At 62.2% G+C, this 21,818-nt stretch carries 21 protein-coding genes; 7 read left to right on the top strand and 14 right to left on the bottom strand.

Annotated elements, in window-relative coordinates; all coding sequences use genetic code 11:
* Window positions 1-50: 50 nt before the first annotated feature.
* The gene (locus tag WH303_RS09145) at window positions 51-1,214 is read left to right on the top strand and encodes a pyridoxal phosphate-dependent aminotransferase (RefSeq protein WP_339518079.1); all 1,164 of its coding nucleotides are present in this window, start codon (window positions 51-53) and stop codon (window positions 1,212-1,214) included.
* 157 nt (window positions 1,215-1,371) lie between these two features.
* On the opposite strand, the gene WH303_RS09140 is transcribed toward WH303_RS09145, so the two are convergent.
* The 9 genes from WH303_RS09140 to WH303_RS09100 all read right to left on the bottom strand — a co-directional run bounded on the left by WH303_RS09140 (window position 1,372) and on the right by WH303_RS09100 (window position 10,100).
* Entirely contained in the window at window positions 1,372-2,646 is a 1,275-nt protein-coding gene (locus tag WH303_RS09140) for a type II toxin-antitoxin system HipA family toxin (protein ID WP_339518077.1), read from the bottom strand.
* Window positions 2,643-3,128 (bottom strand): helix-turn-helix domain-containing protein, encoded by a 486-nt coding sequence (locus WH303_RS09135; RefSeq protein ID WP_021028422.1) that lies wholly within the window; start codon window positions 3,126-3,128, stop codon window positions 2,643-2,645. The genes WH303_RS09140 and WH303_RS09135 overlap by 4 nt, the downstream gene beginning before the upstream one ends.
* A gap of 190 nt (window positions 3,129-3,318) precedes the next feature.
* A complete protein-coding gene (gene rng / locus WH303_RS09130; protein WP_021028423.1) occupies window positions 3,319-4,806 on the bottom strand; it encodes a ribonuclease G in 1,488 nt (495 codons plus the stop codon).
* A 21-nt stretch (window positions 4,807-4,827) separates the two neighbouring features.
* The gene (locus WH303_RS09125; protein ID WP_339518076.1) at window positions 4,828-5,442 is read right to left on the bottom strand and encodes a Maf family protein; all 615 of its coding nucleotides are present in this window, start codon (window positions 5,440-5,442) and stop codon (window positions 4,828-4,830) included.
* Between the two features lie 153 nt (window positions 5,443-5,595).
* Window positions 5,596-6,063, bottom strand: coding sequence for a 23S rRNA (pseudouridine(1915)-N(3))-methyltransferase RlmH (gene rlmH, locus WH303_RS09120; RefSeq protein ID WP_116925617.1), 468 nt, complete (start codon window positions 6,061-6,063; stop codon window positions 5,596-5,598).
* A gap of 72 nt (window positions 6,064-6,135) precedes the next feature.
* Entirely contained in the window at window positions 6,136-6,858 is a 723-nt protein-coding gene (rsfS, locus tag WH303_RS09115; RefSeq protein WP_339518075.1) for a ribosome silencing factor, read from the bottom strand.
* Between the two features lie 258 nt (window positions 6,859-7,116).
* Window positions 7,117-8,076 carry an oxygen-dependent coproporphyrinogen oxidase gene (gene hemF, locus WH303_RS09110; protein WP_021028427.1) on the bottom strand — a complete coding sequence of 320 codons (960 nt, stop codon included), beginning with the start codon at window positions 8,074-8,076 and terminating at the stop codon, window positions 7,117-7,119.
* A gap of 30 nt (window positions 8,077-8,106) precedes the next feature.
* Window positions 8,107-9,384 (bottom strand): phosphoribosylamine--glycine ligase, encoded by a 1,278-nt coding sequence (gene purD, locus WH303_RS09105; protein ID WP_339518074.1) that lies wholly within the window; start codon window positions 9,382-9,384, stop codon window positions 8,107-8,109.
* On the bottom strand, window positions 9,381-10,100 hold the full coding sequence (locus tag WH303_RS09100) for a YebC/PmpR family DNA-binding transcriptional regulator (protein ID WP_021028429.1): 720 nt from the start codon (window positions 10,098-10,100) through the stop codon (window positions 9,381-9,383). The genes purD and WH303_RS09100 overlap by 4 nt, the downstream gene beginning before the upstream one ends.
* A gap of 78 nt (window positions 10,101-10,178) precedes the next feature.
* Between WH303_RS09100 and WH303_RS09095 the strand changes: the two genes are divergently transcribed.
* On the top strand, window positions 10,179-11,699 hold the full coding sequence (locus tag WH303_RS09095; RefSeq protein WP_339518072.1) for a helicase HerA-like C-terminal domain-containing protein: 1,521 nt from the start codon (window positions 10,179-10,181) through the stop codon (window positions 11,697-11,699).
* A gap of 97 nt (window positions 11,700-11,796) precedes the next feature.
* Here the strand turns inward: WH303_RS09095 and WH303_RS09090 are convergent, their stop codons facing one another.
* Window positions 11,797-12,573, bottom strand: a complete 777-nt coding sequence (locus WH303_RS09090) for an amino acid ABC transporter permease (protein ID WP_339518071.1) — start codon at window positions 12,571-12,573, stop codon at window positions 11,797-11,799.
* Between the two features lie 65 nt (window positions 12,574-12,638).
* Window positions 12,639-13,403 carry a basic amino acid ABC transporter substrate-binding protein gene (locus WH303_RS09085; RefSeq protein ID WP_021028432.1) on the bottom strand — a complete coding sequence of 255 codons (765 nt, stop codon included), beginning with the start codon at window positions 13,401-13,403 and terminating at the stop codon, window positions 12,639-12,641.
* Window positions 13,404-13,667: 264 nt separating this feature from the next.
* Here WH303_RS09085 and WH303_RS09080 point away from each other — a divergent pair, with 264 nt between their 5' ends.
* The 3 genes from WH303_RS09080 (at window position 13,668) to WH303_RS09070 (ending at window position 15,986) form a co-directional block, all read left to right on the top strand.
* Complete coding sequence (locus tag WH303_RS09080) at window positions 13,668-14,645, top strand: threo-3-hydroxy-L-aspartate ammonia-lyase (protein WP_021028433.1); 978 nt, start codon at window positions 13,668-13,670, stop codon at window positions 14,643-14,645.
* Between the two features lie 122 nt (window positions 14,646-14,767).
* The gene (gene upp / locus WH303_RS09075) at window positions 14,768-15,400 is read left to right on the top strand and encodes a uracil phosphoribosyltransferase (protein WP_021028434.1); all 633 of its coding nucleotides are present in this window, start codon (window positions 14,768-14,770) and stop codon (window positions 15,398-15,400) included.
* Window positions 15,401-15,554: 154 nt separating this feature from the next.
* Window positions 15,555-15,986: a hypothetical protein gene (locus WH303_RS09070; RefSeq protein ID WP_339518067.1), complete on the top strand. Its 432-nt coding sequence runs from the start codon at window positions 15,555-15,557 to the stop codon at window positions 15,984-15,986.
* Window positions 15,987-16,000: 14 nt separating this feature from the next.
* On the opposite strand, the gene WH303_RS09065 is transcribed toward WH303_RS09070, so the two are convergent.
* Entirely contained in the window at window positions 16,001-16,474 is a 474-nt protein-coding gene (locus tag WH303_RS09065; protein WP_339518066.1) for a retropepsin-like aspartic protease family protein, read from the bottom strand.
* A 372-nt stretch (window positions 16,475-16,846) separates the two neighbouring features.
* Between WH303_RS09065 and WH303_RS09060 the strand changes: the two genes are divergently transcribed.
* Entirely contained in the window at window positions 16,847-17,839 is a 993-nt protein-coding gene (locus WH303_RS09060) for a Bug family tripartite tricarboxylate transporter substrate binding protein (protein WP_339518065.1), read from the top strand.
* 61 nt (window positions 17,840-17,900) lie between these two features.
* On the opposite strand, the gene WH303_RS09055 is transcribed toward WH303_RS09060, so the two are convergent.
* Entirely contained in the window at window positions 17,901-18,908 is a 1,008-nt protein-coding gene (locus tag WH303_RS09055; protein WP_339518064.1) for a D-2-hydroxyacid dehydrogenase family protein, read from the bottom strand.
* A 439-nt stretch (window positions 18,909-19,347) separates the two neighbouring features.
* Between WH303_RS09055 and WH303_RS09050 the strand changes: the two genes are divergently transcribed.
* The gene (locus tag WH303_RS09050) at window positions 19,348-20,013 is read left to right on the top strand and encodes a gamma-glutamylcyclotransferase (RefSeq protein ID WP_339518063.1); all 666 of its coding nucleotides are present in this window, start codon (window positions 19,348-19,350) and stop codon (window positions 20,011-20,013) included.
* Window positions 20,014-20,757: 744 nt separating this feature from the next.
* On the opposite strand, the gene thiD is transcribed toward WH303_RS09050, so the two are convergent.
* Entirely contained in the window at window positions 20,758-21,612 is an 855-nt protein-coding gene (thiD, locus tag WH303_RS09045; RefSeq protein ID WP_339518061.1) for a bifunctional hydroxymethylpyrimidine kinase/phosphomethylpyrimidine kinase, read from the bottom strand.
* Window positions 21,613-21,818 lie beyond the last annotated feature (206 nt).

The following is a 21,818-nucleotide window of genomic DNA, read 5'->3' as shown; positions in this document are numbered from 1 at the left end:
GACCACCACCCCGCTTGCCGGCAGGGGTCTTGTGTCCCGCCCTGTCCACCATGTCCGCTTCTGCCCTGACCCCATCGTTCCCCAGCCGCCTGCCCAACGTGGGCACCACCATTTTCACCGTCATGTCGGCGCTCGCCACCGAGCACAAGGCCGTCAATCTGGGCCAGGGCTTCCCGGACTTTGGCTGTGATCCGGCTCTGATCGATAGCGTCAGCCGCGCCATGCAGGCCGGCCACAACCAGTACCCGCCGATGACCGGTGTGCCCGCCTTGCGCGAGGTGGTGGCCCAGAAAATCGAGGCACTCTATGGCAAGCGCTATGACGCCAACAGCGAAATCACCATCACCGCCGGCGCCACCCAAGCGATCCTGACCGTGATCCTGAGCTGCGTAAGCCCTGGTGACGAGGTCATCGTGCTGGACCCCTGCTACGACAGCTATGTGCCCAATATCGAGCTGGCCGGCGGCGTGCCGGTGCGCGTGCCGCTGACGCCCAAGACCTTCCGTCCGGATTTCGGCAAGATCGCCGCAGCCATCAGCCCCAAGACGCGACTGCTGCTGATCAACACCCCACACAACCCCAGCGGCACCACCTGGACCGCGCAGGAAATGCAGCAACTGCAAGACCTGCTGGCCCCGACCAATATCCTGCTGCTGGCCGATGAGGTCTACGAGCACATGGTGTTCGACGGCGAGCGCCACGAAAGCGCATCGCGCTACCCAGGCCTGGCCGCGCGCGCCTATGTGGTCAGCAGCTTTGGCAAGACCTTCCATGTGACAGGCTGGAAGGTGGCCACCGTGGCCGCACCGGCGCCCTTGACCGCCGAATTCCGCAAGGTGCACCAGTTCAATGTGTTCACCGTCAACACCCCCATGCAGGTGGGCTTGGCCGAGTACCTGAAGGACCCTGCGCCCTACCTGAACCTGCCGGCCTTCTACCAAAAGAAGCGCGACCTGTTCCGCGCAGGCCTCGAAGGCTCGCGCCTCAAGCTCCTGCCCAGCTCCGGCACCTATTTCCAGTGCGTGGATATCTCGGCCGTGACCGATGCCAGCGAGGCCGAGTTCTGCCAGCAACTGGTCAAGGACCTGGGCGTTGCAGCCATTCCGCTGTCTGCCTTTTATGGCAACGGCTTTGACCAGCAGGTGGTGCGCTTTTGCTATGCAAAAAAGGATGAAACCCTGCTGGCGGCGCTGGAGCGTCTGCGCAAGCTTTAACCGCCCTCTAATGCAGGGTTGATCTGGTTTGGATTGGGGCAGCTGGAGTTGCAGCACCCCAGCCATTCCAGACGATCAGCGCGATCAATGTTGAGCCGCATGTTGGCTGGACTTGGTCTGCAGACGCGGAGCGCGCTGACAGATGGCCATGTCGGCCTCAGTCTTCCTCGGCAAGCGCAAAGGCGCCCGCCATTCGGCCCTGTTCACTGGCTGACAGACCGACATGCGTGGCGACCACCCGCCACTGACTGACGATGCCTCGAAATGCGTCAATGGTCTTGTCTGCGTCTTTCAGGCTCACACGGAAATAAGCTGCAACTTCCCGCGCCAGTTCAAGATCCAGCGCATTGTCTGCATCGGTGATGTTGAGCTTCAGGCCATCGGCATAGGCGACCGGGTTCATGTCGTAAGCCTGTGACAGTTTCCAGCCCCTGCCAGGCACGAGGATAAAGCCGTGGTTGCGGAGATGGTCGTCCGTGTTGGAGACCAGCAGGTTGAAGACGATCCGCGACCAGAGCTCTTTCAGATCCTGATTGGGCTGCGCGCCCTGGCGCATAATGACTTCCGCGAGCTCCAGATAGCTCACACCCGTGGACGCATCATCGCCGTCGTTGCGGCCGGTCATCGTCATTGCCGACGCAAAATGCAGCCGCCTCCCGCCGTCCGTCCGGTCAAAGCGGCTCACCATGAAGCAGTGGTAATCGCTGGCAAATTTACGCGCCTGCGCCGTAGCAACCTGAAGGCCGCAGCCATGCGCGAGCGCATTCACCACCATTTCCCAGCCACCAACGTCATAGCTGTCTCTGATACTGGGGAACTTGGCGATGTACAGGCGCCCCGCATCGTCCACAACGCTGGCCTTTGGCCGGGCACCGCCTAGCGAGCCACCCGGTGCGATCAACATCCGCAGCCAGTCCTGCCCCTGCGCCGCCATATTGTCTGGGTCTTGCTCCAAGCCACGGCTGGCCTGCTCCAGCGCGCGAATTTCCGTGAAAGGCGGCGCTGCCATGTCGATACGGTCGTCAAGGAAGCTGCCCTCGTCCTCCAGCCGGTAGCGCAAGGCCCCCACGCGGTACTGGTCATGCACACCCAACAGGTAATCGGATTCGTAGAGGCGGGCCTCGGCCGGCCACAGCCCTGCCCGCTTCTCACGCTCGAACCGCCGATCCATCAGCTTGCGTCCCCAACGATCCGGGCTTGAATCATCAAAGATGCCAAACTTGTCTCTGGGCGCAGGAGGATACTGCGGCCCGCTGAACGCCTGAAGGTTCGGATCCAGGTGCACACCGGCAAGAAGCGGCTCTGCCAGCGCCTTGGTGTCGTATTCGAATTCAAACAACTCCGTCGCGCGCGTTCGGCGACTGTGCAGAAAACCCAAGCGCCGAGGCCCTGGCAACCCCTCCCAGTCCGCATAGACCGCTATCTTGCTCATGGTTCTGTGCTCTTTTTCAGCAGAGCGCTCAGCGCTGCTGTGCTTTTGGTCTCTCCCAAAGCATCCGCTGCAGAGCCACTGAGGGGCAAGGGTAAAACGGTGGTCGGCATGTCTTTCCTGGCCGGTGCCGTCTGCGATTTGCGTGATGACCGACGTTTCACCGGCTCGCTAACGACGTGCTGCGCAGTCTCGCTTTTGACCAAGCGTGCATCCTGTAGTTGGCGGCCCAGCTGGTCCTCCGTGGCAAGCATGGCCAAATCATTGGCAAGTCCAAGGACCTGCATTACCGACAAATAGGCTCCCATCGTCACGCCTGATCCACCGGCTTCCAAGGAGCGCAAGGTCATCGGGGTCATGCCAGCACGCTCAGCCACCTGCTTGGCTGTCAGCTTCCTGCGCAGGCGCGCAAGCTTGAGCCGCTCTCCAAACTCGACAAGGAGCTTGGTGGTAGCGGGCAAAAGAGGAGCAGTCTTCTTCGCCATAGCGCTAATATTTCATCATTTTTCAATCACCGATGAAATAATATTAGCACTATTCAAGGCCATCTACCAGCGCGAACGCTGGACCAATGCCGCTTCACCTAGGAAAAGAGAAAATATTTTTATATTTATAGATAAAAAAGTGAAGAATAATTTCATTTTTTATCAAACAGTGTCCGAGAGACGCGGTAGATCAAAGCAGCACGATGTCGTACTGGTCCGAACCATCCCGCCCTTCGGCCTGCAGCGAGATCGGTTTGCCGATGAAATCGGACAGGCCGGCCAAGTGCTGGCTCTCTTCGTCCAGCAGCATCTCGATCACCGGAGGGGCGGCGAGCACGCGGAACTCCTTGGGGTTGAACTGGCGTGCCTCGCGCAGAATCTCGCGCAGGATGTCGTAGCAGACCGTGCGCACGGTCTTGACTTCACCGACGCCATTGCAGACCGGGCACGAGGTGCATAGCATGTGCGCGAGGGACTCGCGCGTGCGCTTGCGTGTCATCTCCACCAGGCCCAGCTGGGAGAACTCGCCGCACATGGTTTTGACGCGATCGCGCTGCAGCTGCTTACGCAGCTCGTGCAGCACCTGCGCCTGGTGGTCCTCGTGCACCATGTCGATGAAGTCCACGATGATGATGCCGCCCAGGTTGCGCAGCCGCAGCTGGCGGGCAATGGCATGGGCCGCTTCCAGGTTGGTCTTGAAGATGGTGTCGTCAAAATTGCGCGCACCCACATAGCCGCCAGTGTTCACATCGACGGTGGTCAGGGCCTCGGTCTGGTCCACGATCAGGTAGCCGCCCGACTTGAGGTCCACACGCCGGCCCAGCGCGCGGGCGATCTCCTCGTCGACCGAGTACAGGTCGAAGATCGGGCGTTCGCCCTTGTAGAGCTGCAGCTTGGGGAGCGCTGCCGGCATGAACTCCTGGCCAAACTGCTGCAGCAGCACAAACTGCTCGCGCGAATCGATGCGGATCGACTGGGTGTTTTCCGTGACCATGTCGCGCAGCACGCGCTGCATCAGGCTCAGGTCCTGGTGCAGCAAGCTCTTGGCGGCCTGCTTGGCCGCGCTGTCCTTGATTCGCTTCCAGACCTTGCGCAGGTAGCTGATGTCCTCGGCCAGTTCCTCGTCGCTGGAATCCTCGCCATTGGTGCGCAGGATAAAACCGCCGCCACCGCCCGTTTGCGCCGTGCCCACCAGTGCCTGCAGGCGGGCGCGCAACGCATCACGTTCGTTCTGGGGGATTTTTTGCGAGACGCCGATATGGTCGTCCTGGGGCAGAAAGACCAGCAAGCGCCCGGCCACGCTGATCTGGGTGGACAGCCGTGCGCCCTTAGTGCCGATCGGGTCCTTGATGACCTGCACCATGATCGACTGGCCTTCAAAGATCTGCTTTTCAATCGGTACCTGGGGCTCACCCTTGCGCGCAAACATCGGCGCCAGGCCACCCTCCTGGCGCTGCCAGACATCCGCCACATGCAGGAATGCGGCGCGCTCCAGACCAATGTCGATAAAGGCCGACTGCATACCGGGCAGCACGCGCGATATCTTGCCCAGGTAGACATTGCCCACGAGGCCTCGCTCCAGGGTGCGCTCATGGTGCAGCTCCTGCACGGCGCCACCCTCAATGATGGCCACCCGCGTCTCCTGCGGCGCCCAATTGATCAATATATCATTTTGCATAGAAGTCATTCTTAAAGGGCCTTAGATGGCAAACCCTGCAGCCCGCAGCACATTCGCTGTCTCGAACACGGGCAGCCCCATGATGCCGGAATAACTGCCGCTGATCTTGGCAATATATGCGGCCGCCCGCCCCTGCACGCCATAGGCGCCCGCCTTGCCCATGGGCTCACCACTGGCAACATAGGCTTCGATCTGCGCGGCATCGATAGGCGCAAACTGCACGCTAGAGACGGACAAGGCCGTCAAACGCTTGCGCCCGCTTTGCAGGGCCACAGCGGTCAATACCCGGTGCGTCTTGCCGCTGAGTGCCTGCAGCATCTCGCTCGCTTGCTGCGGCGTCTCGGGTTTGCCCAGAATATGCCGGCCCAGCGACACCGTGGTGTCAGAGCACAGAATCGGTGCTGGGTCCAAGCCGCGCCGCTGCAGGCGGGCCAGCGCGGCATCGAGCTTCAGCCCGGTCACGCGCTGCACGTAGTCGGTGGCCGATTCACGCGACAGCACCAGCTCCAGCGCTTCGGGGTCCTGGGGCTCGGGATCGCCGTCCTGGGCCACCAGCAAGCGGTGGGCGATACCGATCTGCTCGAGCAGTTGACTGCGACGCGGGGACTGTGACGCCAGGTAGACGAAGGGATGCATGGTGGGAAGCGAGGCCAAGATTTGAAAAAAGCGCCTGCGCCCATCAATCCAGCACAAGCAGCTATTATTTTTGCAGCATAACGCATCCGGCAGCCCGCTGGCAAGCGGGGATATTGCCCTGCTCTCGCCCACCCGAGCGCAGGCGCTCTGGGCCTACTCGCGGTGGTAAGGATGGCCGGCATTGACCGACCAGGCGCGGTAGAGCTGCTCGATCAGCAGCACCCGCACCATCGCATGGGGCAAGGTCATGTCCGAGAGGCGAATGCGCTCGTGCGCAGCAGCCTTGAACTCGGGGTCCAGCCCGTCGGGGCCACCGATGATCAACGCCACATCGTCACCTTCGAGCTGCCAGCCCTTGACCCGCTGGGCCAGTGCCTTGGTGGTCAGGTTGGTGCCGCGCTCATCGAGCACCACAATGCGTGTGCCGCGCGGGATGGCCGCCTCGATGCGCTTGCGCTCGGCGGCGTACAGGGTCTCCACCGTCTTGGAGCCGCGCGGCTCGGTCTTGACCGCCTTGAGCTCCACCTTCAGCTCGGGCGGGAAGCGCTTGGCATAGTCGTCATAAGCGGTCTGCGCCCAATCAGGTACATGCTGGCCCACCGCAACAATGAAAATCTTCATGTGAAATCTCCAATGAAAAAGAGCTGTCCTGCTCGGCAGTACAGCTCTTTGCAACCCGCAGGTTGAGGGGCGTTACTTGGCCTTGCTGGTCGCGCGCTTGGCCGCTGGCTTCTTGGCTGCAGGCTTGGCGACGGCCGACTTGGCTGCGGGCTTGCTGGCCTTGGGCTTGGGCTTGTTGACCACGACGGTCTTGACGGTGGCAGCAGCGCTGGTCTTCTTGGCCGCAGGCTTTTTAGCCACGGTGCCCGAGATCTTCTTGACCGCTGGCTTCTTCGCAGCGGTCTTCTTCACCGGTGCATCGGCAGCGCTGGCAGCAGCAGGCTTGCGTGCAGCGGGCTTCTTCTTGCTGTCAGCAGCGGTGTCGGCAGCGGCTTCTGGTTTGGCCTTGGCCGGCTTGGCGGCCTTGGGCTTGGCAGCGCCCAGCTTGACGCGCACGGGCGTATCGCCCCACATCTCTTCGAGGCGGTAGTACTGGCGGATCATCGGCTGCATGATGTGGGCCACAACCGGGCCGCAGTCGACAATGATCCATTCGCCGTTGTCTTCGCCTTCGGTGCGTGGCTTGGGAAAGCCCGCTTCCTTGACGGCGTCCTTGACGCTGGCAGCCAAGGCCTTGGTCTGGCGGTTCGAGGTACCGGCAGCGACGATCACGCGCTCAAACAGCGGCGAGAGGTGCTCGGTATTGAAAACCTGGATATCTTGTGCTTTCACATCTTCCAGCCCATCAACGATGGCACGCTGCAGCAATTGCACAGATTTCTTGGCAGTGGATTCGGATTTTTTGGCGGTGGTCATCAGTCGGTGATGGATGAAAGTGTTTGTACTATAGCGCGTGTTGCAGTTATTGTTGATCGCGTCAACACGCCGTGGCAAAAGGGCAAGGCCTTCAAGAGATACTGCCGCACAGCCTGCGATGGGGCATGAATACGGTCAGCGGAAAGTCAATTATACGCAAGCTGCGCCAAATGGCGCCCAGATAGGGCCTTGCGGTGCAGACGGCAAGCCCCGCCAAGCCCCAGCACAAGGGCGCCGGCAGACCGAGGGGCCCGGTGTTTAGAGCCAATCACGCGGCTGCAAAAAGTCCGCCAGCAAACGCGCTTCGGGCGAGCCCTCAGGGTCCTGGCGCTGGTAGCTCCAGCTCGCCAAGGGCGGCATCGACAGCAGGATCGACTCCGTGCGCCCACCCGACTGCAAACCAAAGTGGGTGCCCCGGTCCCAGACCAGGTTGAACTCCACATAGCGCCCGCGCCGGTAGAGCTGAAAGTCCCGCTCGCGCTCGCCATAGACCTCGTCCTTGCGGCGCTGCACGATGGGCAGATAAGCCTGCAAAAAGGCATCGCCCACCGACTGCAGCATTGCAAAGCTGCCTTCAAAGCCCAGCTCGGAGAAATCATCAAAGAAGATGCCGCCGATGCCGCGCGCCTCATTGCGGTGCTTGAGGAAAAAATAGCTGTCGCACCACTGCTTGAAGCGCGGGTACAAGTCAGCACCAAAAGGCGCCACCGCATCGTGGCAAACCTGGTGAAAATGCTGCGCGTCCTGCGCAAACGGGTAGAACGGCGTCAGGTCCATACCGCCACCAAACCAACAGGTGGCGGGCTGGCCGGGGTGGCCTGCTGCAATCATGCGCACATTCATATGCACCGTGGGCACATAGGGGTTGCGCGGATGGAAGACCAAGGACACGCCCATGGCCGTGAAAGGGGCACCTGCCAGCTCGGGCCGGTGCTGGGTGGCCGAGGGTGGCAACTGCGGGCCCCGCACTTGCGAGAAGCCCACGCCTGCGCGCTCAAACACCGCTCCGCCTTCGAGGATCTTGGTCAGACCCTGGCCTTGCAGCTTCTCACCGGGCGCCTTGTGCCAGGCATCGGCCAGAAAGCGCACGGCGCTGCCCGCCTCCTGCTCTAGCGCTTCAACGGCATCAGTGATCGAGGCCTGCAGCGACTGGAGGTAGGCGGCCACCGCCTGGGCCTGGGCCCCGGCGTTCAGTTGGTCAACGGACGAGGACAGCACGGGCCTGGCTCTCTGTGGGCTTGCGGGCAGTCACTTGACCGCGCGGTAGCCGATGTCGTGGCGGTATTGCGCACCATCGAAATGCACCTGGGCGGCAGCGGCATACACGCGCTGCTGCGCCTGCTTGACGTTGTCGGCCAAGGCGGTCACACACAGCACGCGGCCACCGCTGGTGACGGGCTTGCCATCCTGCACTGTGGTGCCGGCGTGGAAGACCATCACTTCTTCTTCGTCCTCGGGCAGGCCGGTGATCACATCGCCCTTGCGGGGAGCGTCCGGGTAGCCATGGGCGGCCATCACCACGCCCAGCGCGGTGCGGCGGTCCCACTGCAGCTCGATCTGGTCGAGCTTGCCGTCGGTGGCAGCCTGCATCACATCGACCAGATCGCTCTTGAGGCGCATCATGATCGGCTGGGTTTCCGGGTCACCCATGCGGCAGTTGAACTCCAAGGTCTTGGGGTGCCCCGCCTTGTCGATCATCAGGCCCGCGTACAAGAAGCCGGTGTAGGGAATGCCGTCTTTTTCCATGCCACGGATGGTGGGCAGAATGATCTCGCGCATCGCGCGGGCATGCACATCAGCCGTCACCACTGGGGCGGGCGAGTAGGCACCCATGCCGCCGGTGTTGGGGCCCTGGTCGCCGTCTTTGAGGCGCTTGTGGTCCTGGCTGGTCGCCATGGCCGCCACACTCTTGCCATCGCACAGCACGATGAAGCTGGCCTCTTCGCCGTCGAGGAACTCCTCGATCACCACGCGGGCGCCGCCGTCGTTATGGGCAACGCCGTACTTGTTGTCCACCAGCATGAAGTCCACGGCATCGTGCGCTTCCTGGGCGGTGGTGGCCACCACCACGCCCTTGCCGGCAGCCAGGCCGTCGGCCTTGACGACGATGGGCGCGCCCAGCTTGTCGATGTAGGCATGGGCCGCCACCGGGTCGCTGAAGGTCTCGTACTGCGCCGTCGGGATGCCATGGCGTGCCATGAAATCCTTGGAGAAAGCCTTGGAGCTTTCCAGCTGCGCTGCGGCCTTGGTCGGGCCAAAGATCTTCATGCCATGCGCGCGGAACTCGTCCACCACGCCGGCGGCCAAAGGCGCCTCGGGGCCCACGACGGACAGCTGCACACTGTTGTCCTGCGCCCATTCGCGCAGTTGGACCACATCGGTGATCGGCAGGTTTTCCAGACGCTTGTCGCGTGCGGTGCCTGCGTTACCCGGGGCTACATAGACCTTGGAGACCTTGGGCGATTGCGCCAACTTCCAGGCCATTGCGTGTTCACGGCCGCCGCCACCAATCACAAGTACCTTCATAGCGCCGCGTTATGGTAAACATCTTGAACATCATCCAGATCTTCCAGTGCGTCCAGCAACTTTTGCATCTTGGCCGCACCTTCCTCATCCAGATCTACGGTGTTTTCGGGGCGCATCGTCACCTCGGCCACTTCGGGCTTGAAACCCGCTGCCTCCAGCGCATTGCGCACCGCTTCAAATTCTGACGGGGGCGTCAGCACTTCGACGGCGCCCTCCTCGTCGGTGATCACATCCTCGGCGCCCGCTTCGAGCGCCACTTCCATGATCTTGTCCTCGTCAGCGCCAGGGGCAAACACCAGCTGCCCCAGGTTGCGGAACTGGAAGGACACCGAGCCTTCGGTGCCCATGTTGCCGCCGTGCTTGCTGAACGCATGGCGTACATCGGCCACCGTGCGCACGCGGTTGTCCGTCATGGTGTCAACAATGATGGCCGCGCCACCGATGCCATAGCCTTCGTAGCGGATTTCCTCGTAGGTCACGCCTTCGAGGTTGCCAGTGGCCTTGTCGATGTTGCGCTTGATGTTGTCGGCCGGCATGTTGGCCGCCTTGGCCTTGTCGATCGCCAGACGCAGACGCGGGTTGGCGCTCAAATCCGCACCGCCCTGCCGCGCAGCGACCATAATTTCACGAATGATGCGGGTCCATACCTTGCCGCGTTTTTCGTCCTGACGACCCTTGCGGTGTTGAATATTGGCCCATTTGCTGTGTCCTGCCACAGAATTTCCTTTGCTATTGTTTTATCTAGCTAGACTGCGATTTTACTTTTGACTTTGATGCTGGAGAGGAAACCTACGATGGCTGAACCCCTACTGGTTGCCAAAAATGGCACAACGGAGTGTTTTTTACTTCCTGGCCTCGCCAACCGCCACGGGCTGATCACCGGCGCGACCGGCACGGGCAAGACTGTAACCCTTCAGACATTGGCCGAGGGATTCTCGGGCATTGGCGTGCCAGTGTTCATGGCCGATATCAAGGGCGATTTGACCGGCATCAGCCAGGTAGGCCAGATTGGCGGAAAGCTCGCTGCCACCTTGCAAGACCGTGGTATTGACCTGCCCACGCCCAAGGCCTGCCCCACCACCTTGTGGGATGTGTTTGGCGAGCAAGGCCACCCGGTGCGCGCCACCATCTCGGACATGGGCCCGCTGCTGCTGGGCCGCATGCTGGACCTGAACGATACGCAGATGGGCGTGCTCAACCTGGTCTTCAAGATCGCCGATGACAACGGCATGCTGCTGCTGGACTTGAAGGACCTGCGCGCCATGCTGTCCTACGTGGGCGAGAATGCCAAGCAGTTCACCACCGACTACGGCAACATCAGCTCGGCCAGCGTGGGCGCCATCCAGCGCGGCCTGCTGCAGATCGAGCAGCAAGGCGGCGGCAGCTTCTTTGGTGAGCCCATGCTCAACATCGACGACATGATGCAGACCGTGGGCACACAAGGGGTGATCAACATCCTGGCAGCCGACAAGCTGATGAATTCGCCGCGCCTGTATTCCACCTTTTTGCTGTGGATGCTGTCCGATCTGTACGAGAAGCTCCCGGAAATTGGCGACCCGGACAAGCCCAAGCTGGTCTTCTTCTTTGACGAGGCCCACCTCTTGTTCAATGACGCGCCCAAGGTGCTGCAAGAGCGCATCGAGCTGGTCGTGCGCCTGGTGCGCTCCAAGGGCGTGGGCGTGTATTTCGTCACGCAAAACCCGCTGGACATTCCCGACAGCGTGCTCGCCCAGCTGGGCAACCGCGTGCAGCATGCGCTGCGCGCCTTCACGCCGCGCGACCAGAAGGCCGTCAAGGCCACGGCCACCACGATGCGCGCCAACCCGGGCCTCAACATCGAAGCGGCCATCACCGAGCTGGCAGTCGGTGAGGCGCTTGTCAGCTTTCTCGACGAAAAAGGCCGCCCCAGCGTGACAGAGCGCGTCTATGTGTTGCCACCCGGCAGCCAGATCGGCCCCATCAGCACCGAGCAGCGCCAGGCCTTGCTGAAGAATTCGCTGGTCGCTGGCGTCTATGACACGCCGGTGGACCGCGAGTCGGCCTATGAGATCCTGAAGGCGCGGGCCGGCCAGGCCACCGAGGCACAAGGCGGCAAGGCCGGTGCGGGCGCTGCAGGCGGCGCTGCAGCCCCTGAGGATGGCGGCCTGATGGGCAGCATCAACGACATTCTTTTTGGCACCACCGGCCCGCGTGGCGGCAAGAAGGACGGCATCGTGCAGTCCATGGCCAAGTCCACCGCCCGCTCCTTTGGCACCAAGCTGGGCAACCAGATTCTGCGCGGCGTGCTGGGCAGCATCATGGGCGGCAAAAAATAAGACTGCCCGTCTGCGTGACCTGGCAGACCTGGCAGGCCGCAGGCAAAGAAAAAGCCGGCATTTGAACTGCCGGCTTTTTCGCTGGTGCGCTGCGCAGTCAAGTGCGATCGGTACGTGCCAGGTGGTTTTCCAGCGCCCGCAGGCCCAGGGTCAGCATGAAGGTCATCAGCCAATAGGCGAGCGCCACGGCCAGGTAGGGCTCCCAGTAGCGGCCATAGGCGCCGGCCACGGTGCGCGCGGCATAGGCCATCTCGGCCAGGCCGATGGCCGAGACCAGCGAGGTGTCCTTGAGCAGCGAGATCATGTTGTTGCCCAGCGGCGGCAGCATGCGGCGGAAGGCTTGCGGAATCACCACATAGCGCATCATCTGGCCATGCGTCATGCCCAGGGACATGCCCGCCTGCTTCTGGCCGATCGCGATCGACTGGATGCCGGCACGGAACACTTCGGAGATATAGGCCGCCGAGTTCAGCGTCAAGGCCACGACCCCCGACATCAGCGCGCCATGGTCCTGCTTGAGCGTGCGCGCCAGGTCACCACTGATGAACAGCCCGTTGACCGGGTGCACGAACAAGGGCATGACCGCAAAATGCATCAGCAAGATCTGCACAAAGAGCGGCGTGCCCCGGAAAAAGCTGACATAGGCCGTCGATGGCCAGCGCAGCAGGTATTTGCACACGCCCTTCCAGGGCTGGTGGCGCGTGTCGGCCAGGCGCGCCAGGGCCAGCATCAGGCCCAGCGCGCAACCCATGATCACGCAGGCCACCGTCATGCCAATGGTGACCATGGCACCCTGCCAGAACATTTGCTTGTATTCCACCAGGATGTCGGGGCGGAACCAGCCGAACCACTCTACGGGGGTGTTGTTGTCCATCAATCCATTCCTTCAAACAAAATGACGGCCACAGGGCCGTCATTGCAACTGCGCCAAGCCTTGCCTTATTGGGGCTTGTAGTCCTGGTTGAACCACTTCTTGTAGATCACGTTGTAGCTGCCATCGGCGCGGATGGCGGCCAGGCCGGCGTTGATCTTGTCTTGCAAGGCCTTGTCGCCCTTGCGCACGACGATGCCGAAATGCTCCTTGGGGAAGCTGGCATCATCGACGGTCTTGAGCGCCGGGTACTGCGAGACGCGGTAGGCGATGACACCGTTGTCGCCAATGGCGGCATCCACGCCGCCGGCGGCCAGCTCGGAGATGATCAGCGGTGTGCTCTCGAAGCGGCGGATATTGGCGCTGGTCTTGCCCACTTCGCGGCTCATCACATCGTCACCGGTCGAGCCGCTGACCACCGACACCTTCTTGTCCTTGAGGTCCTTGAGCGAGGCCACCGTGCTGTCCTTGGGCACAGCGATCAGCTGGCGGGCATCAAAGTAAGGCTGGGAGAAATCAAAGCTCTGCTTGCGCTTGTCGTTGATGGTCACGCCGGAGATGACAAAGTCCACATCGCCATTGTTGAGCGAGGCAAAGATACTGCTGAACGGCGTGTTGACGATGCGCAGCTTCATGCCCTGCTGCTTGGCGATGGCATTGACGATGTCGATGTCAAAGCCGACGATTTGTTTGTCTTTGTTCTCGAACGCAAAAGGTGCGTAGGTCGCGCTCGAGGCCACCACCAGATCACGGCCCTGCGCTTGCGCCGCGCCCGCTGCCAACACCGACACCGCTGCGGCACCGATGGCCAGCGCAAATTTTTTGTTCCACATACCCCAACCTTTAGCAACATAAGCCGATACAAGCGGCAGATTATACGTAAACGCCTATAGGCAACGGCTGTCAAAGCCAGCCCGCCAGCGCCCGGCAAGCTTTGCGCACAAGCTTGTCAGCCAGCCTGAGCCGCCAGGTACCGGGCAGCGCAGCAACCCGCAATGCAGCAGGCAACACGCCCAGGGTGCACCACCAGAGCGACACCGAATCGCCAAAAAGCCACTACCATGAATCCCTCGACGCCTCTGCCACCCTGATCGACCATGAACGCCACCGCCACCCCGCTCCCCACTTTCGATGATGTGCAGGCCGCTGCCCAGCGCCTGCAAGGCGTTGCCCACCGCACGCCAGTGATGCGCTCGTCCACCCTCGACAAATTGACGGGGGCAGAGTTCTTCTTCAAGTGCGAGAACTACCAGCGCATGGGCGCCTTCAAGTTCCGGGGCGGCTACAACGCACTGGCCCAGTTCTCGCCGCAGCAGGCGCAGCGCGGCGCGCTGGCCTTTTCGTCGGGCAACCATGCGCAGGCGATTGCGTTGTCGGCCCGCATTCTGGGCATGCCTGCGGCCATCGTGATGCCTGAAGATGCCCCGGCGGCCAAGCTTGATGCCACGCGCGGCTACGGCGCCGAGGTCATCACCTATGACCGTTTTACCGAAGACCGCGAGGCGATCAGCCAGCGCATTGCCCAGGAGCGCGGCATGACCCTGGTGCCGCCCTACAACCATGCCGATGTGATTGCCGGCCAAGGCACCAGCGCGATGGAACTGTTCCAGGACGTGCCCCAGCTCGACTACCTGTTTGTCTGCCTGGGCGGCGGCGGACTGCTGTCGGGCTGCCTGCTGTCGGCCAAGGCCATGGCACCCCAGTGCAAGGTCTATGGCGTGGAGCCGGAGGCCGGCAATGATGCCCAGCAATCGCTGCGCAAGGGTGAGATCGTCAAGATCGCCACGCCCCGCACCATTGCCGATGGCGCGCAGACCCAGGCACTGGGCGATCTGACCTATGCCATCATCCGCCGCGATGTCACCGATATCGTCACCGCCAGCGATCCGCAGCTGGTGGACTCCATGCGCTTTTATGCCGAGCGCATGAAGATGGTGGTCGAGCCCACCGGCGCGCTAAGCCTGGCCGGGGCCCGATTTGGCGGCGTTGATCTGCAGGGCGCCCGCGTGGGCGTGCTGATCAGCGGCGGCAATGTGGACCTGGGGCGCTACGCGCAATTGCTGGGCAGCGCCTGAGCGGCAATGGGCGGCGATTTGCAGCGCTAAAGCCTACCATTCGGTAAATATATTCACCAGCAGCGCACGGCCACAGAGCGGCACTGCTACCATTGCGGCCAAAAATGACATTGGCAACTACCATGAGCACCGTTCACCTCATCGACCACCCGCTGGTCCAGCACAAACTCACCCTGATGCGCCGCAAGGAGGCATCGACCAACAGCTTTCGCCGCATGCTCGGCGAGCTGTCCACCCTGATGGCCTATGAGATCACGCGCGACTTCCCGCTGCAGGATCTCGAGATCGAAACCCCGATGGAAAAGATGGTCGGCAAGGTCATCGACGGCAAGAAGCTGGCCCTGGTCTCCATCCTGCGCGCCGGCAATGGCTTTCTCGACGGCATGCTCAACGTGGTGCCCGGCGCCCGTATCGGCCACATCGGCCTCTACCGTGACCCCGAAACGCTGCAACCCGTCGAGTACTACTTCAAGATGCCCGACAACATGGGCGAGCGCGATGTGATCGTCGTCGACCCGATGCTGGCCACCGGCAACTCGGCCGCCGCCGCCGTGCAGCAGCTCAAGGACAAGTGCCAGCCCAAGTCGATCAAGTTCATGTGCCTGCTCGCAGCCCCTGAAGGCATCAAGACCATGCAGGCCGCCCACCCCGATGTGGACATCTACACGGCCGCCGTGGACCGCCAGCTCAACGACCACGGCTACATCCTGCCGGGCCTGGGCGACGCGGGCGACCGCATCTTCGGCACCAAGTAAGCCCAGCCAAACCGCATGCCCACCACGCGCTGGGCATGCGAGGTCCGACGCCGCCGCGGCTGGCCCATGGCAGGGCGTAGGACAAATCGCACACCCAATATGCAGCAGCTTTGGTTAAATGGCCTTCGGGGCATCACTGCCGGGAGACCACACCATGAGCTACCATCTGCTGGTTTTTGCGCCCTCCGCCGCGCCCAAGGAAGCGGCGGCCTTTGGTCTCTGGTTCCAGGCCCAGACCGAATGGCCCGAGCACCACGACTACGAGGATCCGGCTGCTGCCACCTTGTCGCTCAAAGCCTGGTGCCTGGAGATGATGCAGCGCTTTCCCCCCCGATCAGGCCCTTACCGGGAAGAGCTGCCACCCGAGGACAAAAGCCTGCTGGCCGATTACAGCATTGGCCGCAATATTGTTTTTGTCGCCGTGCAGCCGGCCCAGGCCAAGGCCGCGCTGGCCTTGGCGCGTGCGCTGGCAGCCCAGCACTGCGTGGGCCTGTACGAGGCCAGCGAATCACCGGCTGCCGTGCGCCTGCCCGATGGCAACAATGGCCTGCAGGCCGCATTTGACTGCAAGCCGGATATGGCCTGAGCTGGCCTCCAAATTCAACGTGCCGACTCGCTGTCGCGCGCCTTGAGCACCATGCTGTTACCCGAGATGCTCACATCAAAGTAGCGCAAGAAGTTCTGCCCCAGCAGCGCATCGCGCGCGCTCTCACCGGTATAGCCCGTACCGACGCGCAAATCGTTGACGGCCAGCGGCCCCACTTCGATACGCTCGGCCCGGCTCATCATGCCCTGGCGCACGCCATTGGCGGTCTGAAAGCTGATGGGCACGCCCTCGCCCAGGTTGGCACGTTCGGCGACCGCATCGGTGATGCTGATCAGGCTGGCACCGGTATCCACCATGAACTGCACCGGCACGCCGTTGACCGAGCCCGCCACGCGGAAATGGCCATCGCGGTCGCGCGGAATCTCCAGCACGCCATGGGCCATGACCTTGCCTTCGCTGGGCTTGCGGTAGACCTCGGTCACCAGGTAGATCGCAAACATCACGCCAATCCAGATAGCAAGCAGCATCCAGGTGGTGCGCCGGCTGGCATCGGGTGGCGAGCGCACAGGCCCTGGGCCGCCAGCGGGCAGTGGCGCGCCTGGCCAGGGTGACGGCGGCGCGGCAGCTGCGGGCTGTGCTGAAGAGGAGGAATCTGGATGTCGGGTGCGTAATCGGCTCATGGATCAGGATTTTTTGCCTACGCAAGCAAACTGTGCGACGGCCGGTGACAAAGCATAAATCATACTGGCATGGCCCGGGCCACGCCGCTGCCCTGTGCGCGCGGGCTTGTAGCGCTTCATGGGCGCCCGGCCGCTGCCGCCTGGCAGACAGCGGGAGCTGCCGGGAGCGGGCTGGACTGGGGTAGGATGGCCGCCAGTTATCACCCTGCCCTGTTTTTCATGACCATCGACCGTCGCCATTTGCTGCAATCCCTGGCGGGATTTGCCGCTGCTGCCGCCCTGCCTGCGGGCTGGACCAGCGCCCATGCTGCCCCAGCCCATTGGCCCAGCAAACCCCTGCGCTTTATCGTCGGGTACCCGGCGGGCTCCTCGCCCGACATGCAGGCGCGCATGATCGCTCAGCCGCTGGCGCAGATCCTGGGCCAGCCCGTGGTGGTCGACAACCGGCCTGGTGCCAGCGGCAATATCGGCGCCGACCAGGTGGCCCGCGCGAGCGATGACCACAGCTTTGGCATTGTGGGCAATGGCCCGCTGACCTCGTCGCAGGCGCTGTATGCCAAGCTGCCCTACGACCCGGTCAAGGACTTTGCGCCGCTCGCCCTGGTGGGCGTATCGCCGCTGGCCTGGGTGGTGCCGGCCAGTGCAGGTGCGCAGACCGACAAGGCGCTCGCCAGCCTGCGCCAAAAAGGCAATGCCGCCAGCTATGGCTCCACCGGCCTGGGCTCGGGCGGCCATCTGGGCATGGAGCTGCTCAAAGATGCGCTGCATTTCGATGCCGTGCACATCCCCTTCACCGGTGCGCCCGGTGTTGTCGGCGCGCTGATGGGCGGGCAGCTCGACTGCGCGCTGCTGCCCATCTCGTCGGTGCTGCCGCTGGTGCAAAGCGGCAAGCTGGCGGCCCTGGCCGTCACCTCCGCCCAGCGCACGCAGCTGATGCCGCAGACGCCGTCGATGCGCGAAATCGGCGCCCAGGATGTGAATATCGAAGTCTGGAACGCGCTAATGGCCCCGGCCAGCATGCCTGCCGCCATCCGCAGCCAGCTGAGCGAGGCCTTGCTCAAGGTGCTCAACACCGCCGATATCCGCGATCAGCTGCTGCGCCAGGCTTGGACCTTGGAGGACGCATCGCCCGCAGCGCTGCAAACGCGCATCAGCAGCGACCGCAAGATGTACAACGCCTTGATTGCGAAAAAGAAACTGCAGCTGGAGTGATACCCGCGCTGCTGCAACACCAAGGGCCCTCGCAGGGCCCTTTTCTGTGACTAAAACAGTTTCAGCGGCGCACCTGCAAGGCACCCGGGTTGACGATGTTCGATGGCCGCCCTTTGATGAAGTTGACCACGTTGTCAAAGGCCACGCCAAAGTACTGCTCGTAGCTGTCCTGCTCGACATAGCCAATATGGGGCGTGCAGATGCAGTTCTCCAGCCGCAGCAAGGCATGGCCCTGCAGGATGGGTTCGCTCTCGAATACATCGACGGCCGCAATGCCGGGGCGGCCTCGGTTGAGCGCAGCAATCAGCGCATCGGGCTGCACCAACTCGGCCCGCGAGGTGTTGACGAAGGTGGCCGAGGGCTTCATCTGCGCCAGATCGTCAAAGCTGATGCAGCCCTTGGTCTGCTCGCTCAGGCGCAAATGCACCGTCAGCACATCGCTGTTGGCAAAGAAGAACTGCTTGCTCGAGGCCACCTTGTGGCCATCGGACAGCGCCTTGGCGCGCGAGCCATCGCTGCCCCAGACCAGCACCTCCATGCCAAAGGCCTTGCCATAACCGGCAATCAGCTGGCCAATGCGGCCATAGCCCCAGATACCCAGGGTGCGGCCGCGCAGCACGGTGCCCAGGCCAAAATTGGGCGGCATATTGGCCGCCTTGAAGCCCGACTGCTGCCAGGCGCCATGCTTCAAGTTGGCAATGTACTGCGGCAGGCGGCGCGCTGCGGCCATGATCAGCGCCCAGGTCAGCTCGGCGGGCGCCACGGGCGATCCCACGCCCTCGGCCACCGCCACACCGCGCTCGGTGCAGGCTGTCAAATCCACATGGGAGCCGATGCGCCCGGTTTGGGCAATCAGTTTGAGACGCGGGAGCTTGTCGAGCAGCAGGCGGTTGATATGCGTGCGCTCGCGGATCAGCACGATGATGTCGGCATCCTTGAGACGCACCGACAGTTGCCCCAGACCCTTGACCGTATTGGTATAGACCTTGGCCGAATAGGCGTCGAGAACGGATGCACACTGCAGTTTGCGCACTGCATCCTGATAATCGTCCAAGATCACAATATTCATAGGAAGACCATTCTCATCGAACGCCAACCAGGCGGCTTTGCCCCACGCAAGCCCCCTGTACACGGCAGCGCGCTGGCAACATTCACCGAAAAACCGGTTTCCGAGCACCGCTGAGTACCGCATCAGCTATGAACATCATAGCATTGAATAATCTCAGCACTCTGCCATGCCCACCAGCGGGCGACAAGGCTGCAACAGCGATCACATGGCGGCAGCAGCCATCGATGCCGCCGGCTGCTAAGCAAATCTTTGCACAGGCCCGTGCCTGGCCGCTGTCATCGCTCCGGCTGCCTCCTGCGTTGTGCACTGTGCGTACAGCGCCCGCCAGACTGTTGCTTTCAACGCAAATTTAGATGCCGGGGCCCTGCAACGCTAGCGCTGGCTCACGCCGAGCGCTATAACAATTGCTTGTTACTTTGCTTTGTTGGTTGATAGCACTATGACGAATTTGGTCGCTCCATCCCGCAGTCGTTGCCCACAACAGATGTTGGCGCAAACCATGCAGGAATGGGGAGGAGCGGAGGATCTCTGGGTATTTGCCTACGGCTCGCTGATCTGGCGCCCGGAGTTCGAATTTCTGGAATGCCGCCACGCGCGGGTCTTTGGCTGGCACCGCGCGCTCAAGATGTGGAGCCACATCAACCGGGGCACGCCCGAGTGTCCCGGCCTGGTGTTTGGCATGTTCTCCGGTGGCAGTTGCCGAGGCATGGCCTTTCGCATCGCCCGCCAGCATGTGCCCGAGATGATGCCTCGCCTGTGGCAGCGCGAAATGGCCACCGACTCCTACGATCCCAAGTGGCTCGATTGCCAGACCGAAGACGGCCCCGTCAAGGCGCTGGCCTTTACGCTGTCCAAATCCAGCCCCCGCTGCACGGGCACCTTGAGCGAAGAAGACTACCGCCGCATCTTTGCCCAGTCCTGCGGCATCTATGGCACCACCTTGGATTACGCCGAGTCCACTTACACCGCCCTCAAAAGCCGGGGTATCCAGGACCGGGCGCTGGAGCGCCTGCTGCGCCTGTCGGCCTCACGTGCCCATGCAGGCCAGGAAGCGCGCAGCCTGCTGGGCCAGCCAAGCCGCAGCAGGGCCAGCTCTGCCGCATAAACCCGATTGCAAAGGCCCAACCAGCGCGCCAGGCGCGCTGGTCTGAGGGCTGGTCTCCCAAAACTGCGGCACAAAAACAAACACCCCGCCTTTCTACAGCCAGAGGGCACGAAAGCGAGGTGCATATTGAGAGGGGATGGACGGTCTTTGGGCCATCCCGGGCGGGAATGTGCAGCTTCCGCGCCCTATTCGCAAGTAACGGCTCCCTGGAGGAGCCGTCTACTGGGGAGGGTTGCCGGTTTCAGTATCGGCAAGCAGGAAAAAAGAGCTACTGGCGCCAGTGCTTAGCGCTTGCGATCACGTTCGTCTTCTGGCCAGATGCTGAAAACATTTGCGGTGGTCATGTGAACAATCTCCTAAAGATGCGTGTTAAACGCCGGGGCTGACGAGGCGGTTGACAGCAGGCCCCAGAAATTTGCATGTTTACATATGGTTTACTTAAATATATTTAACCCATGAAAAACAACACTTAAAAATGTATCGAAAGCTTGATTCAGGCTACATTTTTCGCATGTTATTGATATATATCATTGGCTTAAATCGTAAACGCAGAAAGTAACTTAAATTAACAGCAACGCCATTTGATGTTCAATAAATATTGCATTTCGTCGTAGTATCGACAAATTTCAGGTCATTTCGATTTCAAATGGTCAATTATTTAGCCATTTAGACGTAAATACGGACGAAAAATCGGCCACCTAGCCACCCTGACCGCTGCTTACAGAACCCGCCAAACGCAGGTGTTCAACGCACAATCACCTGCTTTTGCGGGTTCCAACCATGGTTCAGCGGGCCATGGCCCTGGCCGGTATGCACATCGGCGCCCGATTCAATGGCGCCCAGAATGTACTGCCGCGCCAGGCTGACGGCAGCCGGCAGCGGCTGCCCCAGGGCCAGCTGACAGGCAATGGCCGATGACAGGGTGCAGCCCGTGCCATGGCCGTTATGGGTGTGGATACGGGTCGAAGCCAGGCGCAGGCGCGCACCGTCGGCAGTGGCCAGCAAGTCCACCACCTCATCGCCGGGCAGATGGCCGCCCTTGATCAGCACCGCCTTGGCGCCCAGGGCCAGCAAGTCCTGCGCGGCCTGCTCCAGCTGGTCGGCATGCACCAGGCTGCGGCCCAGCAGCAAACCCGCTTCGTCCAGGTTCGGGGTGATGAGCGCAGCGCGCGGAAACAGCTCGCGCACCAGCTCACCCACGGTGGCCTCGGCAATCAGCCGGTCACCGCTGGTGGCGACCATCACCGGATCCAGCACAACATAGGGCAAGGCATAGCGGTCAATCGCCGCAGCCACCACGGCGACAATCTCGGGCGCATGCAGCATGCCAATCTTGACGGCATCGCAGCCAATGTCCTCCAGCACCGCATCGAGCTGCTCTTGCAGAAAGACTGGTGGCACGCCATGGATGGAGCGCACCCCTTGCGTGTTTTGCGCGGTCAGCGCCGTGATCGCGGTCATGCCAAAGCAGCCCAGCGCCGACATGGTCTTCAGATCGGCCTGGATACCGGCCCCCCCGCCACTGTCGGAGCCGGCAATCGACAGCACCCGTGCATAGCGCGGCAAGGAGACGGGAGAAGAGGGGTTCAGTGAGGCCATGGCTGCAGTCCAAAAACAATGCCGGGCAACACTGGCCCGGCCTGGGCAAAATTATCCACGATTGTGACGACGGCTTGACGCAGCCCCATGCCCCCGGCGCAGCGCTGTGCTTTAATGCAGCCTGAGACGAAACAGGGGTGTCCCTGCAGCAGTTTGGCTGCAGCGCGACTGAGATCAGACCCTGGAGCGCGCCACCGTGGCAGCGC

The organism is Comamonas sp. MYb69 (assembly GCF_037479315.1).
Lineage (GTDB): Bacteria > Pseudomonadota > Gammaproteobacteria > Burkholderiales > Burkholderiaceae_C > Comamonas.
The sequence above is the reverse complement of the archived record's forward strand: the minus strand, read 5'-3'. Positions and strand labels throughout refer to the sequence as shown.